Raw genomic sequence first — 15,041 nt, 5'->3', positions numbered from 1 at the left:
ATGAAGATCGTCCCCCTGAAGAAGAGTCCCGCGACCTACAGCTGCAACTCGTACCTCATCCTGGGGGACTGGAACCGGATCGAGGACGTCAATACCCTGATCGATCCCGGGGTGGACGATTTCATCCTGGCCGAGATCCGGGAGCTCTCCACGGGGTTCGGCAAGGAGCCGGTGCAGCAGGTGGTTCTCACCCACAACCACTTCGACCACACGGCCGGGGTCGCCGCGCTGAAGGAGGCGTTCGGTTGCAGGGTCCTGGCCTACGGTCACGGTCCCCTGGTTGATGAGGTGCTCCACGACCGGCAGTTCATCAAGGCGGGGGATGACTTCCTCGAGGTGCTGCATACTCCTGGACACTCGGACGATTCCGTCTGCCTCTACGCCCGCTCGCTCCAGGCGCTGTTCTCAGGCGATACCCTGATAAGGGTGCTGGCGGCGGGGGGGAGCTACTGCCGGGAGTACATCGAGGCCCTGAAGAGGCTCACCGCGCTGAAGATACAGAGGATATATTCCGGTCACGACCAGCCGGTAGTGGAGGGGGCGCACGAGATGCTGCGCAAGAGCCTGGAGTTCGTGCTGGGGGCGGAGATGAACTGAGACGACGGCCCCTCCGCGCTGGCGGGGGACACCATTGGGATCTGTGAAATAACGCAAGGCACAAGGGAGGTAGGCATGAAGTGGTTCTACGATTTGAAGCTGGGCGCCAAGTTGATGACGGGCTTTATCGCGGTCGCCATCGTAGCGGGCGTGGTAGGGTACTTCGGCATCAGGGAAATCCGGGTGATCGAGCAGGCCGACGCCAAGCTGTACGAGAAGGTCACCGTTCCGATGGCACACCTGCAGGACATCTCCACTTCCTTCCAGAGGATGCGGGTGAATCTCAGGGACATGATGGACACGACCGGCACGGAGCAGCAGGAGAAGATCGGGCGTATCGCGAAGTTCCGCGAAGAGATCAACACCGTCTCGGCGGAGTTCGAGAAGACCATTATGACGGACGAGGGACGCAAGCTCTTCGAGGAATTCAAGCGCACCCGCTCGGTCTACGGCCCCATGGTGGACCAGATGATCGCGCTGGCCAAGGCGGGGAAGATCCCTGAGGCCCAGGCGGTCATGAGGGGAGCGGGGAGCAAGGCCTCGCGTGAGGAGCAAAACGCAATCGAGGCCCTGGTAGACGCCAAGCTCAAGCAGGGCAAAGCGACCGCCGCCGGCAACGCCGAGGTGGCGGCAACCGCCACGACCACCATGCTGATCTTCATCGCCGTCGGCATACTGCTCGCCGTCGGTCTCGGACTCTTCATCACCAGGATCGTCCAGAAGCAGCTGGGGGCCGACCCGAAAGAGGTGGGCGAGGTGGCCAACCGCGTCGCCGCGGGCGACATGAGCGTCGCCATCGACCTCAAGGGGGTCTCCAGCGATTCAGTCATGGCCGCCATGCAGAAGATGGTCGATTCCATCAAGGCCCTGGTCGCCGACGCCTCCATGCTCTCCGACGCGGCCATCGCTGGAAAGCTCGCCACCCGCGCCGACGCCGGCAAGCACCAGGGAGACTTCCAGAAGGTGGTGGCGGGGGTGAACGACACCCTGGACGCCGTGATCGGCCCGCTGAACGTGGCCGCGGAGTACGTGGATCGCATCTCCAAGGGGGACGTGCCGCCGAAGATCACCGACAGCTACAACGGCGACTTCAACGAGATCAAGAACAACCTGAACGTCTGCATCGACGCGGTGAACGCCCTCGTTGCCGACGCCGCGATGCTCTCGCAGGCGGCGGTGGACGGAAAACTCGCCACCCGCGCCGACGCCACCAGGCACCAGGGCGACTTCAGGAGGATCGTCTCGGGGGTGAACGACACCCTGGATGCGGTGATCGGGCCGCTTAACGTTGCGGCCGAGTACGTGGACCGCATCTCCAAGGGGGACATCCCGCCCAGGATCACCGACAGCTACAACGGCGACTTCAACGAGATCAAGAACAACCTCAACGTCTGCATCGACACGCTGGATGCGCTGATCGCAGACATGAACAACATGTCCAAACAGCACGACCTGGGCGACATCGACGCGCAGATCGCCGCCGGCAACTACCAGGGGGTCTACCGCGACATGGCGGCGGGCGTGAACAACATGGTGAACGGCCACATCGCGGTGAAGAAGAAGGCGATGGCCTGCATCGCCGAGTTCGGGCGCGGCAACTTCGAGGCGGAGTTGGAGAAGTTCCCGGGCAAGAAGGCGTTCATCAACGACACCATCGAGCAGGTGCGCACGAACCTGAAGGCGCTCATCGCCGACGCGGACATGCTGGTGCAGGCGGCCGTGGCCGGGAAACTCGCCACCCGCGCCGACGCGACCAAGCACCAGGGTGATTTCCGCAAGATCGTGGCCGGGGTGAACGAGACCCTGGACGCGGTGATCGGGCCGCTGAACGTGGCGGCGGAGTACGTGGACCGCATCTCCAAGGGGGACATCCCCCCCAGGATCACCGACAACTACAACGGCGACTTCAACGAGATCAAGCTGAACCTCAACAACTGCATCGACATCATGAACAACCTGCTGATCGAGGCGAACAAGGTGGTGAAGGCGGCGGCCGACGGGCAGCTTGACGAGCGTGCCAACGCCGAGCTCTTCATCGGCGGCTGGAAGGAGCTGGTCATGGGGGTGAACAACATCGTCACCAACATCGTGAACCCGCTCATGGTGACCGCCGACTACGTAGACAAGGTTGCCAAGGGTGTCATTCCCCCCGCCATCGTGACCGAGTACAAGGGGCAGTACAACATCATCAAGGAGAACCTGAACGCGGTGGTGAAGATGATGAACGAGCTATTGCAGCAGACCGACATCATCATCCAGGCGGCGGCAGAGGGGAGGCTGGACCAGCGAGCCGACGCCACGCTCTTCGTCGGGGGGTGGCACAAGCTGGTTTCCGGCGTCAACGACACGGTCACCAACATCGTGAACCCTCTCATGGTGACCGCCGACTACGTGGACAAGGTTGCCAAGGGTGTCATTCCCCCCGCCATCGTGACCGAGTACAAGGGGCAGTACAACATCATCAAGGAGAACCTGAACGCGGTGGTGAAGATGATGAACGAGCTATTGCAGCAGACCGACATCATCATCCAGGCGGCGGCAGAGGGGAGGCTGGACCAGCGAGCCGACGCCACGCTCTTCGTCGGGGGGTGGCACAAGCTGGTCTCCGGCGTCAACGACACGGTCACCAACATCGTCAACCCGCTCATGGTGACTGCGGACTACGTGGACCGCATCGCCAAGGGTGACATGCCCCCGGCCATCGTGACCGAGTACAAGGGGCAGTACAACCTGATCAAAACCAACCTGAACGTGCTGATCGAGGCGATCAACAAGATCACCGACGCTGCCAAGGAGGTCTCCAACGGCAACCTGATGGTCTCCCTCAAGGAGCGGAGCGCCCAGGACGAGCTGATCCACGCGCTCTCCGCCATGGTCGGCAAGATCACCGAGGTGGTGACCGAGGTGAAGGTGGCGGCGGACAACGTCGCCAGCGGCAGCGTCCAGCTCTCCGCCAACGCCCAGTCCATGTCGCAGGGGGCATCGCAGCAAGCGGCCGCGGCCGAAGAGGCGTCCTCCTCCATGGAGGAGATGAGTGCCAACATAAGGCAGAACGCGGACAACGCGCAGCAGACCGAAAAGATCGCGGTGAAATCCGCCGACGACGCCAAGGAAGGTGGCAAGGCGGTCGCCGAGACGGTGCAGGCGATGAAGGACATCGCCGGGAAGATCTCCATCATCGAGGAGATCGCGCGCCAGACCAACATGCTGGCCTTGAACGCTGCGATCGAGGCGGCCCGCGCCGGGGAGCACGGCAAAGGGTTCGCGGTGGTGGCTTCCGAGGTGAGAAAGCTCGCCGAGAGGAGCCAGGTCGCCGCGGGCGAGATCTCCGAGCTCTCCGTGTCGAGCGTCGAGGTCGCCGAGCGGGCCGGCGAGATGCTCTCCGCCATCCTCCCGGACATCCAGAAGACGGCCGAGCTGGTGCAGGAGATCAACGCCTCCAGCAAGGAGCAGGACACCGGCGCCCAGCAGATCAACAAGGCGATCCAGCAGCTGGACCAGGTGATCCAGCAGAACGCCTCGTCCAGCGAGGAGATGGCCTCCACCGCCGAGGAACTCTCCTCGCAGTCGGAGCAGCTGCAGTCGACCATCTCCTTCTTCAAGGTCGACATGGCGGCGCGGGAGCACCATGCGGCGCCCAAGCAGCTCACCAGGTCGGCGGCGAAGAGCGAGGTGAAGCAGCTGAAGCAGAGGTCGGGCGCGCAGGCCAAGAAGGCCATGGGGCACGACCTGGTCCTGGCCGACATGGACGGCGACAGCGACTTCGAGAGGTTCTAGCAGCGACAATCCCCGGGCGGCCCGAACAGGCCGCCCGGGACTTTGGGTGAGGATGCTATGGAAGCGGCACAAGTGAAGATCTTCAAGAAGAAGGAGCGCACCCTGGTCACCTTCTCCGGGGAGATGACCATAGCCAATGTCGGCGAGCTCAGGGAGCGGCTGCTGCAGGCGTTTGCGGCGGGAAAGACGGTGGAACTTTCCCTGGTGGGGCTCACCGCCATCGACGTGACCGGTCTGCAGCTTTTGTGCAGTTGCCACAGGACCTCGGTGGCGCAGGGGATCCCCTACCTGTTGACCGGCCGCAACGAGGCCCTCGCGGCCATAGCCGAGGTGGCGGGGCTGCCCCGGCTCAAGGGGTGCGTCCAGGACGTGGACGGGACCTGCATCTGGCGCATCGATACGGACAAGGTGACGGTATGAGTGATGCTTTTGCCCAGGCGTTCAAGGACGAGGCCAGGGAGCTGTTGGCGGACCTGGAGGAGGCCCTTCTCGAGATGGAGGAGAACCCGGACGATCTCGGCATCGTCGGCCGCGTCTTCAGGACCATGCACACCATCAAGGGGTCGGGGGCCATGTTCGGCTTCGACGACGTCGCCTCTTTCACCCACAACGTCGAGACCGTGTACGACCTGGTACGCAACGGCGAACTGGCGGTGAGCAAGGAACTGGTCAACCTGAGCCTCGCCGCCCGGGACTGCATCCTGGACATGCTGGAGTCCGCCGAAAGCGGCACACCGGCGGATTTGCAGCGTAACGACGAGGTGATCAGAGGCTTTCGCGCCCTGGTTCCGGAGCAGGAGGACGCGGAGCCGAAGCCGGGGCGGCAGGGCCCGCCTGAGGAGCAAGCCGACCCGCCGGCGCCGACGGTCACCTACCGCATCCGCTTCCGCCCCGAGCCGGAGATCTTCACAAGCGGCGGGAACCCGCTGACCCTGTTGCGCGAACTGCAGGAGCTCGGGCCGTGCAACATAGTCGCCAACACCTGCGAGATGCGGCCCCTGGACGCCTTGGACCCGGAACTCTGCTACATGTACTGGGACGTGATCCTCAGCACCAGCGCCGGCAGGAACGCGATCGACGACGTCTTCATCTTCATGGCAGACTCCTGCGAGCTGAGCGTCGCCGTCATCGACGACGGCACCGGCGTCGAGCCGGAGGCGGGGTACAAGAAGCTGGGCGAGATCCTGGTCGAGCGCGGCGACCTGACAAAACAGCAGATGCAGCACCTGCTGGGGAAACAGAAGAAATTCGGAGAGCTTGCGCTCGAGGCGGGGATGGTGGACGCGGCAACCATCACCTCGGCCCTGGTCGAACAGCAGCACGTCAAGGAGATCCGCCAGGAGCGCCATGCCCAGACCCAGACCCAGGAGGCCGCCTCCAGCATCCGGGTCAGCGCCGACAAGCTCGACCTCCTGGTGAACCTGGTGGGCGAACTGGTGACGGTGCAGGCGCGCCTGAGCCTGGTGGCCCAGGAGCTGAAACGACATACCGAGCTGGTCTCGGTGGCCGAGGAGGTGGAGCGGCTCACCAACGACCTGAGGGACAACGCCCTCGACATCAGGATGCTCCCCATCGGCGCCACCTTCTCCAAGTTCAAGCGGCTGGTCAGGGATCTCTCCGCGGAGCTCGGCAAGGAGATCGAGCTGACCACCGAGGGGGCCGACACCGAGCTGGACAAGACCGTCATCGAGAAGCTGAACGATCCCTTGGTGCACATCATTCGCAACAGCATCGACCATGGCGTCGAGACGCCGGAACAGCGCCTGGCCAAGGGAAAACCGAGGGTCGGCAGCCTCCACCTCGCCGCGGTACACTCCGGCGACAGCGTGCTGATCACCATCCGCGACGACGGCGCCGGGTTGAACGTCGACGCGATCCGGGCCAAGGCGATGGAGCGCAAGATCATCCCCGCCGGCGCGGAGCTGTCCGACCGGGAGATCTGGCAGCTCATCTTCGCCCCCGGCTTCTCGACTGCGGCCAAGGTCACCAGCGTCTCGGGGCGCGGCGTCGGCATGGACGTTGTGAAGCAGGCCATCGAGGGGCTGCGCGGCAGCATCGACGTGAAGAGCGAACCGGACCGGGGCACCTCCATCACGCTGAAGATACCGCTCACGCTGGCCATCATCGAGAGCCTGCTGGTGCAGATCGGCAAGGACCGCTTCGTGATGCCGCTGGCCATGGTGGACGAGTGCATCCTCCTCACCGAGAAGGAGATAGAGCAGGGGCACGGGCGGGACATACTGCTCGTGCGCGAGAAGCTGGTCCCCTACGTCCCGCTCCGGAAGATGTTCCGCATCGAGGGGAAGGCCCCGGCCATCCAGCAGGTGGTGATCTGCCAGTTGGAGGGGAAACGCGTGGGGCTCGTGGTGGACTGGGTGATCGGGGAGCACCAGACGGTGATCAAGTCCCTGGGGCGGATGTACCAGCAGGTCGAGGGTATGTCCGGCGCCACCATCCTGGGGGACGGGTCGGTGGCCCTCATCCTCGACATCCCCGCCATCTTCAAGTCGGCCGAAGAGGCGCCCTGACGGCGCCCCGGGCGAGGGGCGGGGAGCGGGGAGCGACAACGCTCTCCCTTTGGACAACCGACCCGGCGCCGTTGTATGATCGCTTCGCCCTAAGTAGCCGGTTTCCCTTGTGACGGGAGGGAGGCCGGGACCGCAGTCCTTCCGTCTCGTGGCATCGGTTACTCCGGAGTTCGTGTGCAGTTCGTTACCCGACGCTTTTTCATCCTCCTTGCCGCGTGCCTGTTCGGCATGCTCTCCCTCCAGATCCGCCTTGCCGCCGCTACCCAGCAGACGGTGCGCGTCGCCGCGTTCAACTTCTACCCCGGCATCTTCCAGGCCAAGGATGGCAGCATCCAGGGCTTCTACGTCGACACCCTTGCCGAAATCGCGCGCAGGGAGGGGTGGCGCATCCAATACGTCTACGGCGACTGGGCCGAGGGGATCTCCCGCATCAAAAACGGCGAGGTCGACCTCTTGACCAGCGTCGCCTGGACCAGCGAGCGGACCCAGTTCCTCGACTACGGCAAGGTGCCGCTGCTCACCGTCTGGGGGGAACTCTACGTCCCGCGCAGGGCGAACCTGAACAGCATCAAGGACGTCGAGGGGAAGCAGATCGCCGTGATGAAGCGTGACTTCAACGGGGCGAGCTTTCGCAACATGGTGGAGAAGTTCGGCATCAACTGCCGCTTCGTTGAGTACGGCAACTTCGAGGAGATCTTCCAGGCGGTGGCCGCCGGTCGGGTCGATGCCGGCGTCGTCAACAACACCTTCGGCGCCGCCAAGCAGTACCAGTACGGCCTGGTTTCCTCCGGCATCATCTTCAACCCCTTCGACATCTTCCTCGCCACGGGGAAGGGGCGCAACGCCGACCTCCTCGCCACACTGGACCGTTACCTGACGGGATGGCGCGGCACCGAGGGCTCTCCCTACCACAAGGCCCTGGATCGCTGGTCTCACGGCGACGCCGCTTCCCTCCACGTGGTGCCCGGCTGGCTGACCCCGACCCTTACCGGCCTGATCCTGTTCCTTGCCGCTGCCGGCGTCTTCATCGTGCTGCTCCGCCTCCAGGTGCGGAAAAAGACGGCCGAGCTCGTCAAGCAGGCGGCGGACCGGAAGATGATCGAGGAGACGCTCTTCTTCATCAACGAGTGCGGCGCCAGACAGCGCGCCGACGAGCTTCTTTACGGCATCAACCGTTACCTGGCCAACTGCCTCGACGTCGACTACGCCTTCGTGGCCCAACTGACCCCGGATGGGGGCTCTGCCCGGACCCACGGCTTCTACGCCCGGTCGGGGGGCGGCAGCGACATCACCTACCGGCTGGCCGGCACCCCCTGCGACAACGTCATGGGGAAGAACGTCTGCGTCTACCCCCGGGAGGTGAGCGCGCTGTTCCCGGAAGACGGGATCCTGCGGGACCTGGCGGTGCAGGGGTACGCGGCGGCTCCGCTTTGGGACGCCCAAGGAAAGGGGATCGGCCTGCTCGGCATCATGAGCCGCTCGCCGCTGCAAAACCCCGCCCTGATCGAGACGCTGCTCGGCATCGCCAGCTCCCGAATGGCCCAGGAGCTGGAGGCGATGAACCACCTCGAGGAATTGAACCTCAAGAAGTTCGCCATGGACAACATGAAGGACGCGGGGTACTGGATCAGCCCCGACGGCAGGATCTGCGAGGTGAACGGGGCCGCGACCGCCATGCTCGGCTACACCGAGGCCGAGTTCCGGTCCATGCGGATCGGCGACCTGCGCCCGGGGTGCGATGCCGAGCGGTGGCGGGAAACCTGGGAGACGCTCAAGGAGCGGGGGAGCCTCCAGTTCGAGGGGACGCACCTGGCCCGGGACGGCCGCCTGGTGCCGGTGGAGGTCACCGCCAACTACTTCAGCTACGCCGGGACCGAGTACGACTACGCGGTCGTGCGCGACATCACGGAACGCAAAAGGATGGAAGAGGCGCTGGAGCACCGGCTGGCCGTGCTCACCGAGCCGATGGTGCACATCGAGGCGATCTCCATGGAGGACCTCTTCGACCTGGACGAGCTGCAGGCGATCCAGGACGCCTTCGCGCAGGCCTCCGGCGTCGCATCGATCATCACCGACGCCGCGGGGCGCCCGGTCACCCGCCCGAGCAACTTCTGCTCCCCGTGCAGCGACATCGTGAGAAAGACCGAGCGCGGCCTCGCCAACTGCACCCGCTCCAGCTGCTATCTCGGCAGCGCCAGCCAGGACGGCCTCGGCATGCAGCCCTGCCTGAGCGCCGGGTTGTGGGACGGCTGCGCCACCATCAGCGTCGGGGGGCACCACGTCGGCAACTGGCTCGTCGGCCAGGTGCTGGACGAGGACGCTGACCTGGAAAAGATGGCCGCCTACGCCGACGAAATCGGGGCCGACCCCGCGGCATACCGGGAGGCGCTCTCCCTGGTGAACCGGATGTCCCGGGAAAAGTTCCGCAAGGTCTGCGAGGCGTTGTACCAGATCGCGGGGCAGCTCTCCCGCATGGCCGTGCAGAACGTGCAGCAGGCGCAGCATATCTCCGAGAAGAAGCGCTCCGAGGAGCGGCTGCTCGAGTACCTGAAGGTGATCGAGTGCTCCCGCGACCTGATCTGTGTCCTGGACCGCGACTACCGCTACCGCATGGCCAACGGCGCCTTCCTGCGCTACCGCAATCTCACCATAGAGCAGGTGGTGGGGCGGACCGTGCTCGACGTCGTGGGCGAGGAGCATTTCGCCCAGATCAAGAACCACCTGGACGCCTGTCTGGCCGGGCAGTCGGTGCGCTTCGAGATGGAGCAGGCCTTCCCGGAACGCGGGGTGCGTTCGGTGACCGTGACCTACACGCCGGTCGAGGACCAGGGGGGCAACACCAGGATCGCCTGCGTGATCAGCGACCAGACCGATAAGAAGCACCTCGAGGAGCAGCTCAGGCAGTCCCAGAAGATGGAGGCCATCGGGCACCTGGCGGGGGGGATCGCCCACGATTTCAACAACATCCTCACCGTCATCGTGGGTTACGGCAACTTCCTGGGGCTGGACGGCTCGCTCAGCACCCAGCAGCACGAGCAGGTGGACCAGATCATCGCGGCCGCCGAGCGGGGCTCGCAGCTCACCCGCGGGCTGCTCACCTTCAGCCGGAAGCAGGTCATGAACCCGCGCACCCTCGATCTGAACGCGCTGGTGGGACAGGTGCAGAAGTTCCTGCTGCGCATCATCGGGGAGGACGTCGAACTGCAGTTCAACCCGGCACAGGAGCAGGTGCACGTCTGCGCCGACGGGAGCCAGCTGGAGCAGGTGCTGATGAATCTCGCCACCAACGCCCGGGACGCCATGCCCGACGGCGGTACCCTCACCATCCAGACCTGCTGGCAGCAGGTGGACGAGGCCTACGCCAGGTCCCAGGGGTACGGGGACCCGGGACGTTACGCCTGCATCATCGTCTCCGATTCCGGCAACGGCATGGACCGGACCACCCGCGACAGGATATTCGAGCCGTTTTTCTCCACCAAGGCGGTCGGCAAGGGGACCGGGCTCGGGATGTCCATCGTGTACGGCATCGTCAAGCAGCACAAGGGATTCATCAACGTCTACAGCGAGCCGGGTGAGGGGACCACGTTCAAGATCTACCTCCCCGAGGCCGCCGCCGAAGCGGGAGCGCTTGCCGGTGAGCCGCATCTGGCTGCGCCGGTGCCGGGGACCGAGACCGTCCTGGTGGCGGAGGATGATGCCAGCGTCAGGGGGCTGGTCGAGTCGCTGCTGAAAAAGTACGGCTACCGGGTGGTGCTGGCGGTGGACGGCGGCGACTGCGTGCAGAAGTTCCTGGAGCACCGCGGCAGGATCGACCTGGTGCTGATGGACGTGATCATGCCGGGGAAAAACGGCAGGGAGGCCTTCGAGGAGATCAGGAGGATCGATCCTGCGGCCAAGGTCCTCTATTCCAGCGGCTACACCGCCGACTTCATGAAAAAGCGCGGCGTCTTCGACGAGAGCGTCGACCTGATCATGAAACCGGTGCAGCCGATGGCGCTGCTGCACAAGGTCAGGGAGGTGTTGGACCGAAATTCAGATTAAGATTTAGATTAAGAGAGACTGGAGTAGCAACATAGCGGAATCGAAAACAGGCAATAGTGTCAAAAATAGAAGGGCGCCCCCGGATGGGGGCGCCCTTTTGCATCTTTGCTCTATCTAAATCTCAATCTTGATCTTATTCTGCTGGCCCTATTTCTGGTTGATCGCCGCGAGGCGCCAGCTGTTGTTGCCCACCGGCCTCGTGAAGGTCCAGTACTCCTCGAACTTGACCGGCTCGGTCTTGCTCCCCTCGAGCACGCTGCCGCGCTCGTCGGTGGTGTAGTCGAGCAGGTTGGCGTAGATGAGGGCGGTGACGTAGTCCTGCCCCGCCTCCTGCCAGACCTCGGCGAGCTCCACGCTGCGCACCGCGATGTTCTCCAGCCGGTTCACCCGCCCCTCGCGCAGCAGACGCTCGATGTCCTCGCGGAAGACCCCCTGCATCTCGGGAGTGAGCAGGGGCGAGAGCGCCTGCAGGTCGCGGTTCATCCACCCCCCCTGGATCTTGAAGAAGTTGTCCATCACCAGGTCCTTGAAGCGCCCCTCGTCGAAGCCGGGGTCCATCTGGCGCAGGTGCGACAGCCCGGTCTGGACGTCGTCCCGGGCCGGTTCCTCCACGCGGTAGGAAGCCGGGACGCTCTGCTGGTAGGCGTCGTACCCCTGGGAGCCGTAGCCTGTCGAGACGCTCTGCAGCTGCGCCTCGCCGCGCCGCCTGCGCACCATGCGGTAGATCAGGTAGCCGATGCCGGCCAGCAGCAGGATGTCGAAGAGCCCGATGCCACCGCCGCCGTATCCCATCCCGCCTGCGCCGGCGAGCCCCCTGAAGAGCATGCCGCCCAAAAGACCGCCCGCGATGCCGCCGGCCATGCTGCGCAGGAAGCCGCCACCTGCGGAGGGTTGCTGCATCTGCGGCTGCTGCATGGGGGAGGGGGTCGACTGCTGGGACGGGGTGGACTGGCGGTACGTGGTACCCGGGGTCGAGTAGCTGCGGGTACCGCGGCTCCCGATGGAGCGTCCTCCGGCTGCGCGGGCATGGGCGCTGGTTTCCAGCACCGTCGAGCTGAGCAGCAATACTGCGGCAAAGAGTGCAAAAGCCTTGGCGATGTTCCGTTTCATGTGGTTATTCTCCTGTGTGTTGGTTGGTTCAGTTGCCGGCCAGTTGCAGCGGCTGCACCGGGATCCTTCCTGCGGTACTGCGGATGCGCCCCTTCGGGAGCCCCTTGGCGAGCCAGAAGCCGATCGCCTCGCGCACCAGGTCCGATACGTTGAGCGAGGTTGCCTTGGTGAGACGCTCCAGCAGGCGCTTCTCCTGGTCACTCACCCTGAGCGACACCACGTTCTTCAGTACCGGCTCCTTGGGCTCCTTTTTCTTCCTGGCGGATTTTTTCTTTACTTGGGTCATGTATTGTTTCTGTTCCATTTTTCCCTCTCCTTTCAGGTCTTTGCCTGTTGCAAAGGGCGCCGTTGCAGCACGGCGGCGCCGTGTGACGATAAAAAAAAAGACCTTTACCCGGGGCGACTGCTCGCTACAGGTAAAGGTCTTGCTGTTATTAAGAATTATCCTCGGGCCCGGGTGTTGCCACCGTCTTGACGAACCAGAAGTCGGCCATTTCTCCGGCCGATAGCTACTCCCCTTTACAGGGCATGATAATAATAACGCGCCGACCGGGTGTCAACCCATTTTTGATAAAAATCGCAAACGGCTCTGCCGCGGAAAAGAAAATTTGAATCGATTAATCTTCTTCCGGATTGCTATACAATTGACCGGGTGAAAAAACGACACCGGCCGCGCAGGTTGCTGGAGTATCGGCAGCTGCGGCCGGTTCCCGGGAGGCGACATGATCAGACCAGCCAGCAGTGTGATCCGATACGCACGCTTCTTCAGGCTCACCCAGGTACGCGGGGTGCTCGACTACGGTGCGGGTCGGCTGCGCAACGCGCTCTATCTCACCGGGGAGGGGTTCCAGGTGTATGCGGCCGATGTCCCTGAGCAGGTGAAGGCGCTCGCGGTCCATCCCGAGGCGGGGAGACTGGCGGGGATTCTGACGGTCGGTGAATTGCCGAGGGCGGGGCTTTGCGTGGACCTGGTGCTCTCCACCTTCGTCTTCAACATCCTCGCCACGCGGAACAGCAGAAAGCAGTACTTGGAAAACGTCGTGGCCAATCTGCGTCAAGGAGGTTTATTCCTCATCGAAGTCAACAGCAGGCATGACGATATAGTTCCTTGTGCATCGCTGCTACAGCATTATTACAGTTGTGACTGCAATGCTAGGAGCTACACCCATGATCAACTCGACAGGGAATTAACGCCCTTCCGTTTCGAGCGCATCTGCCACTATTACTGCAGCCACGCAGTGGCGGCACTGTACCGGCTGACAGATTGAAAAAAAGTGAGACAGCATTTTGACTTTTGACTGTAAAAAAAGTATAAGAGGATGCTAAATAGAAGTGGCTGTGGAATCAGCGTGCGGAGGTCGGCATGGCTTTGAAGGACGTGAGGATTCTCATCGTCGATGACGAAATGTTTTTTCGCCAGGTGTTGCGCGCCGTGCTGGAGAAGATCGGCTTCACCGTAGTCGGGGAGGCCGGTGACGGCGCCGAGGCCCTGGAGAGGTACCGCGCCCTGCGCCCGCACATCGTGATCATGGACATCTACATGCCAGACAAAAACGGCATCGATGCTACCAAGGACCTGCTCGCCCTGGACCCCAACGCCCGGGTTCTGATAGCCAGCGCCTCCGATTTCGATTGCGACACCCAGGCCGCTCTCGATGCGGGAGCCAAGGGTATCCTGATGAAGCCCTTCGTGCCCAAGGAAATCTACGAAAGTATCCGCAAGCTGCTCACCGGCAAGTAGCGCGGTACCGCGAACCCGCCAGGAGAGCCGATCCGCGAAAGATGCCGATGCAGCGGCCTTTTTCCGAGCCGGCGAAAAAAACCGCCCGAAGGCGGAATTTTTGGGTTGACTGCGCAAACCCGTTTTGCTATAAAGCTGATCTCTGCTGAGCGGGAATAACTCAGTGGTAGAGTGCAACCTTGCCAAGGTTGAAGTCGCGGGTTCGAACCCCGTTTCCCGCTCCAATTAACGACAACAGGTTCAGGTGTTTAGAGCGAACCTTTCGAAACTGTCCCCGGTTCCGTCCCAAACGGAATCGGGGATTTGCTTTTCCGGGGTATAACGAAGTCGCGCCCCAGGTAGTCGAAGACTCTCTCCCCGCCCTCTTGCAGCCCTTCCACGTAATTCCCGTACACCTCATAAACCATCTGTTTCAAAGCATGTCCCATCAGCTTGACGAGTCGTAGCGGGTTGATGCCGACTAGGAGGCTCCATGCTGCGAAGGAGATGCGATTTGTATATGGTCTATTTACCTTCGAATCGCGCCCAGTAGGCCGTGCTCTGCTTGGATTGGCGGTCCATCGGCCCCTTGTTCAGGAGGGCGAGGGCCGCGGCACAAAAGACACAGGTAACCACTATTGCGAGGATCATGATTTCTCCTATTGTTATAGACGGTTTGTTACGTGAAGAGCAGGCTGGAGGAGACCCGTTGCGTGTGAAATTCGGAGGGAAGAAGAGCGGCAGCGCGGTGGCTGTCAAGAGGCGGTAAAGTACCGCGGACTGTCGCTGTCTTCGATAACAGTATCAAGACGGACTGTGTACGATCGTGAGCTTTACGCCAGAGGTTTTTTCCTCTTTTTTGAGCCGTTTGTCGGCCTTCTTTTCTTTTTGTGTTTTTGCCGGCTCCTTTTTGGATGATTTCTTGCTGTCTTGGCCTTTACTCATGATGTTACTCCTTGTAGTAAGATTGCATTACGTAAAAGTTCTATTCCTGTTCCATACCACGATTATACGGCAGATGTACTTTTATTACTAGAACGCCCACGGTGCTGAGGTAACGGTTGAATTCCTGAACCGGAAAACGAAAAAGCCCTTGGCGGTACCAAAGGCCTTTTAGGGGGATCACCCCTTCACTGGTTCGAGTTGAAGTGGTTGCGGTTTTTGAGACAGGGTGATAAGCAATGGACCGACCTATTTCCAGAGGAGAGGTTCAATGCCACAACATCGCACCCGTCACAGCGCAGAATTCAAAGCCAAAGTAGCCGTTG

The 15,041-nt window shown here is 62.6% G+C and carries 11 protein-coding genes and 1 tRNA gene; 8 read left to right on the top strand and 4 right to left on the bottom strand.

Going from position 1 to position 15,041, the window contains the following annotated elements; genetic code table 11:
• The 5 genes from KOM00_RS18485 (at position 1) to KOM00_RS18465 (ending at position 10,943) form a co-directional block, all read left to right on the top strand.
• Entirely contained in the window at positions 1-597 is a 597-nt protein-coding gene (locus tag KOM00_RS18485; RefSeq protein ID WP_216500483.1) for an MBL fold metallo-hydrolase, read from the top strand.
• 75 nt (positions 598-672) lie between these two features.
• Complete coding sequence (locus KOM00_RS20945) at positions 673-4,374, top strand: MCP four helix bundle domain-containing protein (protein WP_216790995.1); 3,702 nt, start codon at positions 673-675, stop codon at positions 4,372-4,374.
• Between the two features lie 57 nt (positions 4,375-4,431).
• Positions 4,432-4,794 (top strand): STAS domain-containing protein, encoded by a 363-nt coding sequence (locus KOM00_RS18475; RefSeq protein WP_216500480.1) that lies wholly within the window; start codon positions 4,432-4,434, stop codon positions 4,792-4,794.
• Entirely contained in the window at positions 4,791-6,902 is a 2,112-nt protein-coding gene (locus KOM00_RS18470) for a chemotaxis protein CheA (RefSeq protein ID WP_216500478.1), read from the top strand. Before KOM00_RS18475 ends, KOM00_RS18470 begins: the two co-directional genes overlap by 4 nt.
• Before the next feature lie 174 nt (positions 6,903-7,076).
• A complete protein-coding gene (locus KOM00_RS18465) occupies positions 7,077-10,943 on the top strand; it encodes a PocR ligand-binding domain-containing protein (protein ID WP_328758781.1) in 3,867 nt (1,288 codons plus the stop codon).
• A 147-nt stretch (positions 10,944-11,090) separates the two neighbouring features.
• Here KOM00_RS18465 and KOM00_RS18460 read toward each other — a convergent pair whose 3' ends face one another.
• Both KOM00_RS18460 and KOM00_RS18455 read right to left on the bottom strand, forming a co-directional pair.
• Positions 11,091-12,053: a Tim44 domain-containing protein gene (locus tag KOM00_RS18460; RefSeq protein WP_216500476.1), complete on the bottom strand. Its 963-nt coding sequence runs from the start codon at positions 12,051-12,053 to the stop codon at positions 11,091-11,093.
• 28 nt (positions 12,054-12,081) lie between these two features.
• The gene (locus tag KOM00_RS18455) at positions 12,082-12,357 is read right to left on the bottom strand and encodes a ribbon-helix-helix protein, CopG family (RefSeq protein WP_216500474.1); all 276 of its coding nucleotides are present in this window, start codon (positions 12,355-12,357) and stop codon (positions 12,082-12,084) included.
• Positions 12,358-12,775: 418 nt separating this feature from the next.
• On the opposite strand from KOM00_RS18455, the gene KOM00_RS18450 reads away from it, so the two are divergent.
• The 3 genes from KOM00_RS18450 (at position 12,776) to KOM00_RS18440 (ending at position 14,018) form a co-directional block, all read left to right on the top strand.
• Positions 12,776-13,321, top strand: a complete 546-nt coding sequence (locus KOM00_RS18450; protein ID WP_216500472.1) for a class I SAM-dependent methyltransferase — start codon at positions 12,776-12,778, stop codon at positions 13,319-13,321.
• Between the two features lie 95 nt (positions 13,322-13,416).
• Positions 13,417-13,794, top strand: coding sequence for a response regulator (locus KOM00_RS18445; RefSeq protein ID WP_216500471.1), 378 nt, complete (start codon positions 13,417-13,419; stop codon positions 13,792-13,794).
• Between the two features lie 149 nt (positions 13,795-13,943).
• Positions 13,944-14,018 (top strand) — tRNA-Gly (locus KOM00_RS18440).
• Positions 14,019-14,298: 280 nt separating this feature from the next.
• On the opposite strand, the gene KOM00_RS20845 is transcribed toward KOM00_RS18440, so the two are convergent.
• The gene (locus KOM00_RS20845; protein WP_268899015.1) at positions 14,299-14,424 is read right to left on the bottom strand and encodes a hypothetical protein; all 126 of its coding nucleotides are present in this window, start codon (positions 14,422-14,424) and stop codon (positions 14,299-14,301) included.
• A gap of 153 nt (positions 14,425-14,577) precedes the next feature.
• Complete coding sequence (locus tag KOM00_RS18435) at positions 14,578-14,718, bottom strand: hypothetical protein (RefSeq protein WP_216500470.1); 141 nt, start codon at positions 14,716-14,718, stop codon at positions 14,578-14,580.
• Positions 14,719-15,041: the final 323 nt, after the last annotated feature.

Origin of the sequence: Geomonas diazotrophica, assembly GCF_018919385.1 — a bacterium.
GTDB classification, from domain to species: domain Bacteria; phylum Desulfobacterota; class Desulfuromonadia; order Geobacterales; family Geobacteraceae; genus Geomonas; species Geomonas diazotrophica.
Note: the sequence above shows the minus strand (reverse complement) of the source record. Positions and strands in the feature narration are given on the sequence as shown.

Bases quoted from the DNA above. Each gene is read 5' to 3' on its own strand.
- KOM00_RS18485 (WP_216500483.1), top strand. From the start codon at position 1: ATGAAGATCGTCCCCCTGAAGAAGAGTCCCGCGACCTACAGCTGCAAC.
- KOM00_RS20945 (WP_216790995.1), top strand. From the start codon at position 673: ATGAAGTGGTTCTACGATTTGAAGCTGGGCGCCAAGTTGATGACGGGC.
- KOM00_RS18475 (WP_216500480.1), top strand. From the start codon at position 4,432: ATGGAAGCGGCACAAGTGAAGATCTTCAAGAAGAAGGAGCGCACCCTG.
- KOM00_RS18470 (WP_216500478.1), top strand. From the start codon at position 4,791: ATGAGTGATGCTTTTGCCCAGGCGTTCAAGGACGAGGCCAGGGAGCTG.
- KOM00_RS18460 (WP_216500476.1), bottom strand. From the start codon at position 12,053: ATGAAACGGAACATCGCCAAGGCTTTTGCACTCTTTGCCGCAGTATTG.
- KOM00_RS18455 (WP_216500474.1), bottom strand. From the start codon at position 12,357: ATGGAACAGAAACAATACATGACCCAAGTAAAGAAAAAATCCGCCAGG.
- KOM00_RS18450 (WP_216500472.1), top strand. From the start codon at position 12,776: ATGATCAGACCAGCCAGCAGTGTGATCCGATACGCACGCTTCTTCAGG.
- KOM00_RS18445 (WP_216500471.1), top strand. From the start codon at position 13,417: ATGGCTTTGAAGGACGTGAGGATTCTCATCGTCGATGACGAAATGTTT.
- KOM00_RS20845 (WP_268899015.1), bottom strand. From the start codon at position 14,424: ATGATCCTCGCAATAGTGGTTACCTGTGTCTTTTGTGCCGCGGCCCTC.
- KOM00_RS18435 (WP_216500470.1), bottom strand. From the start codon at position 14,718: ATGAGTAAAGGCCAAGACAGCAAGAAATCATCCAAAAAGGAGCCGGCA.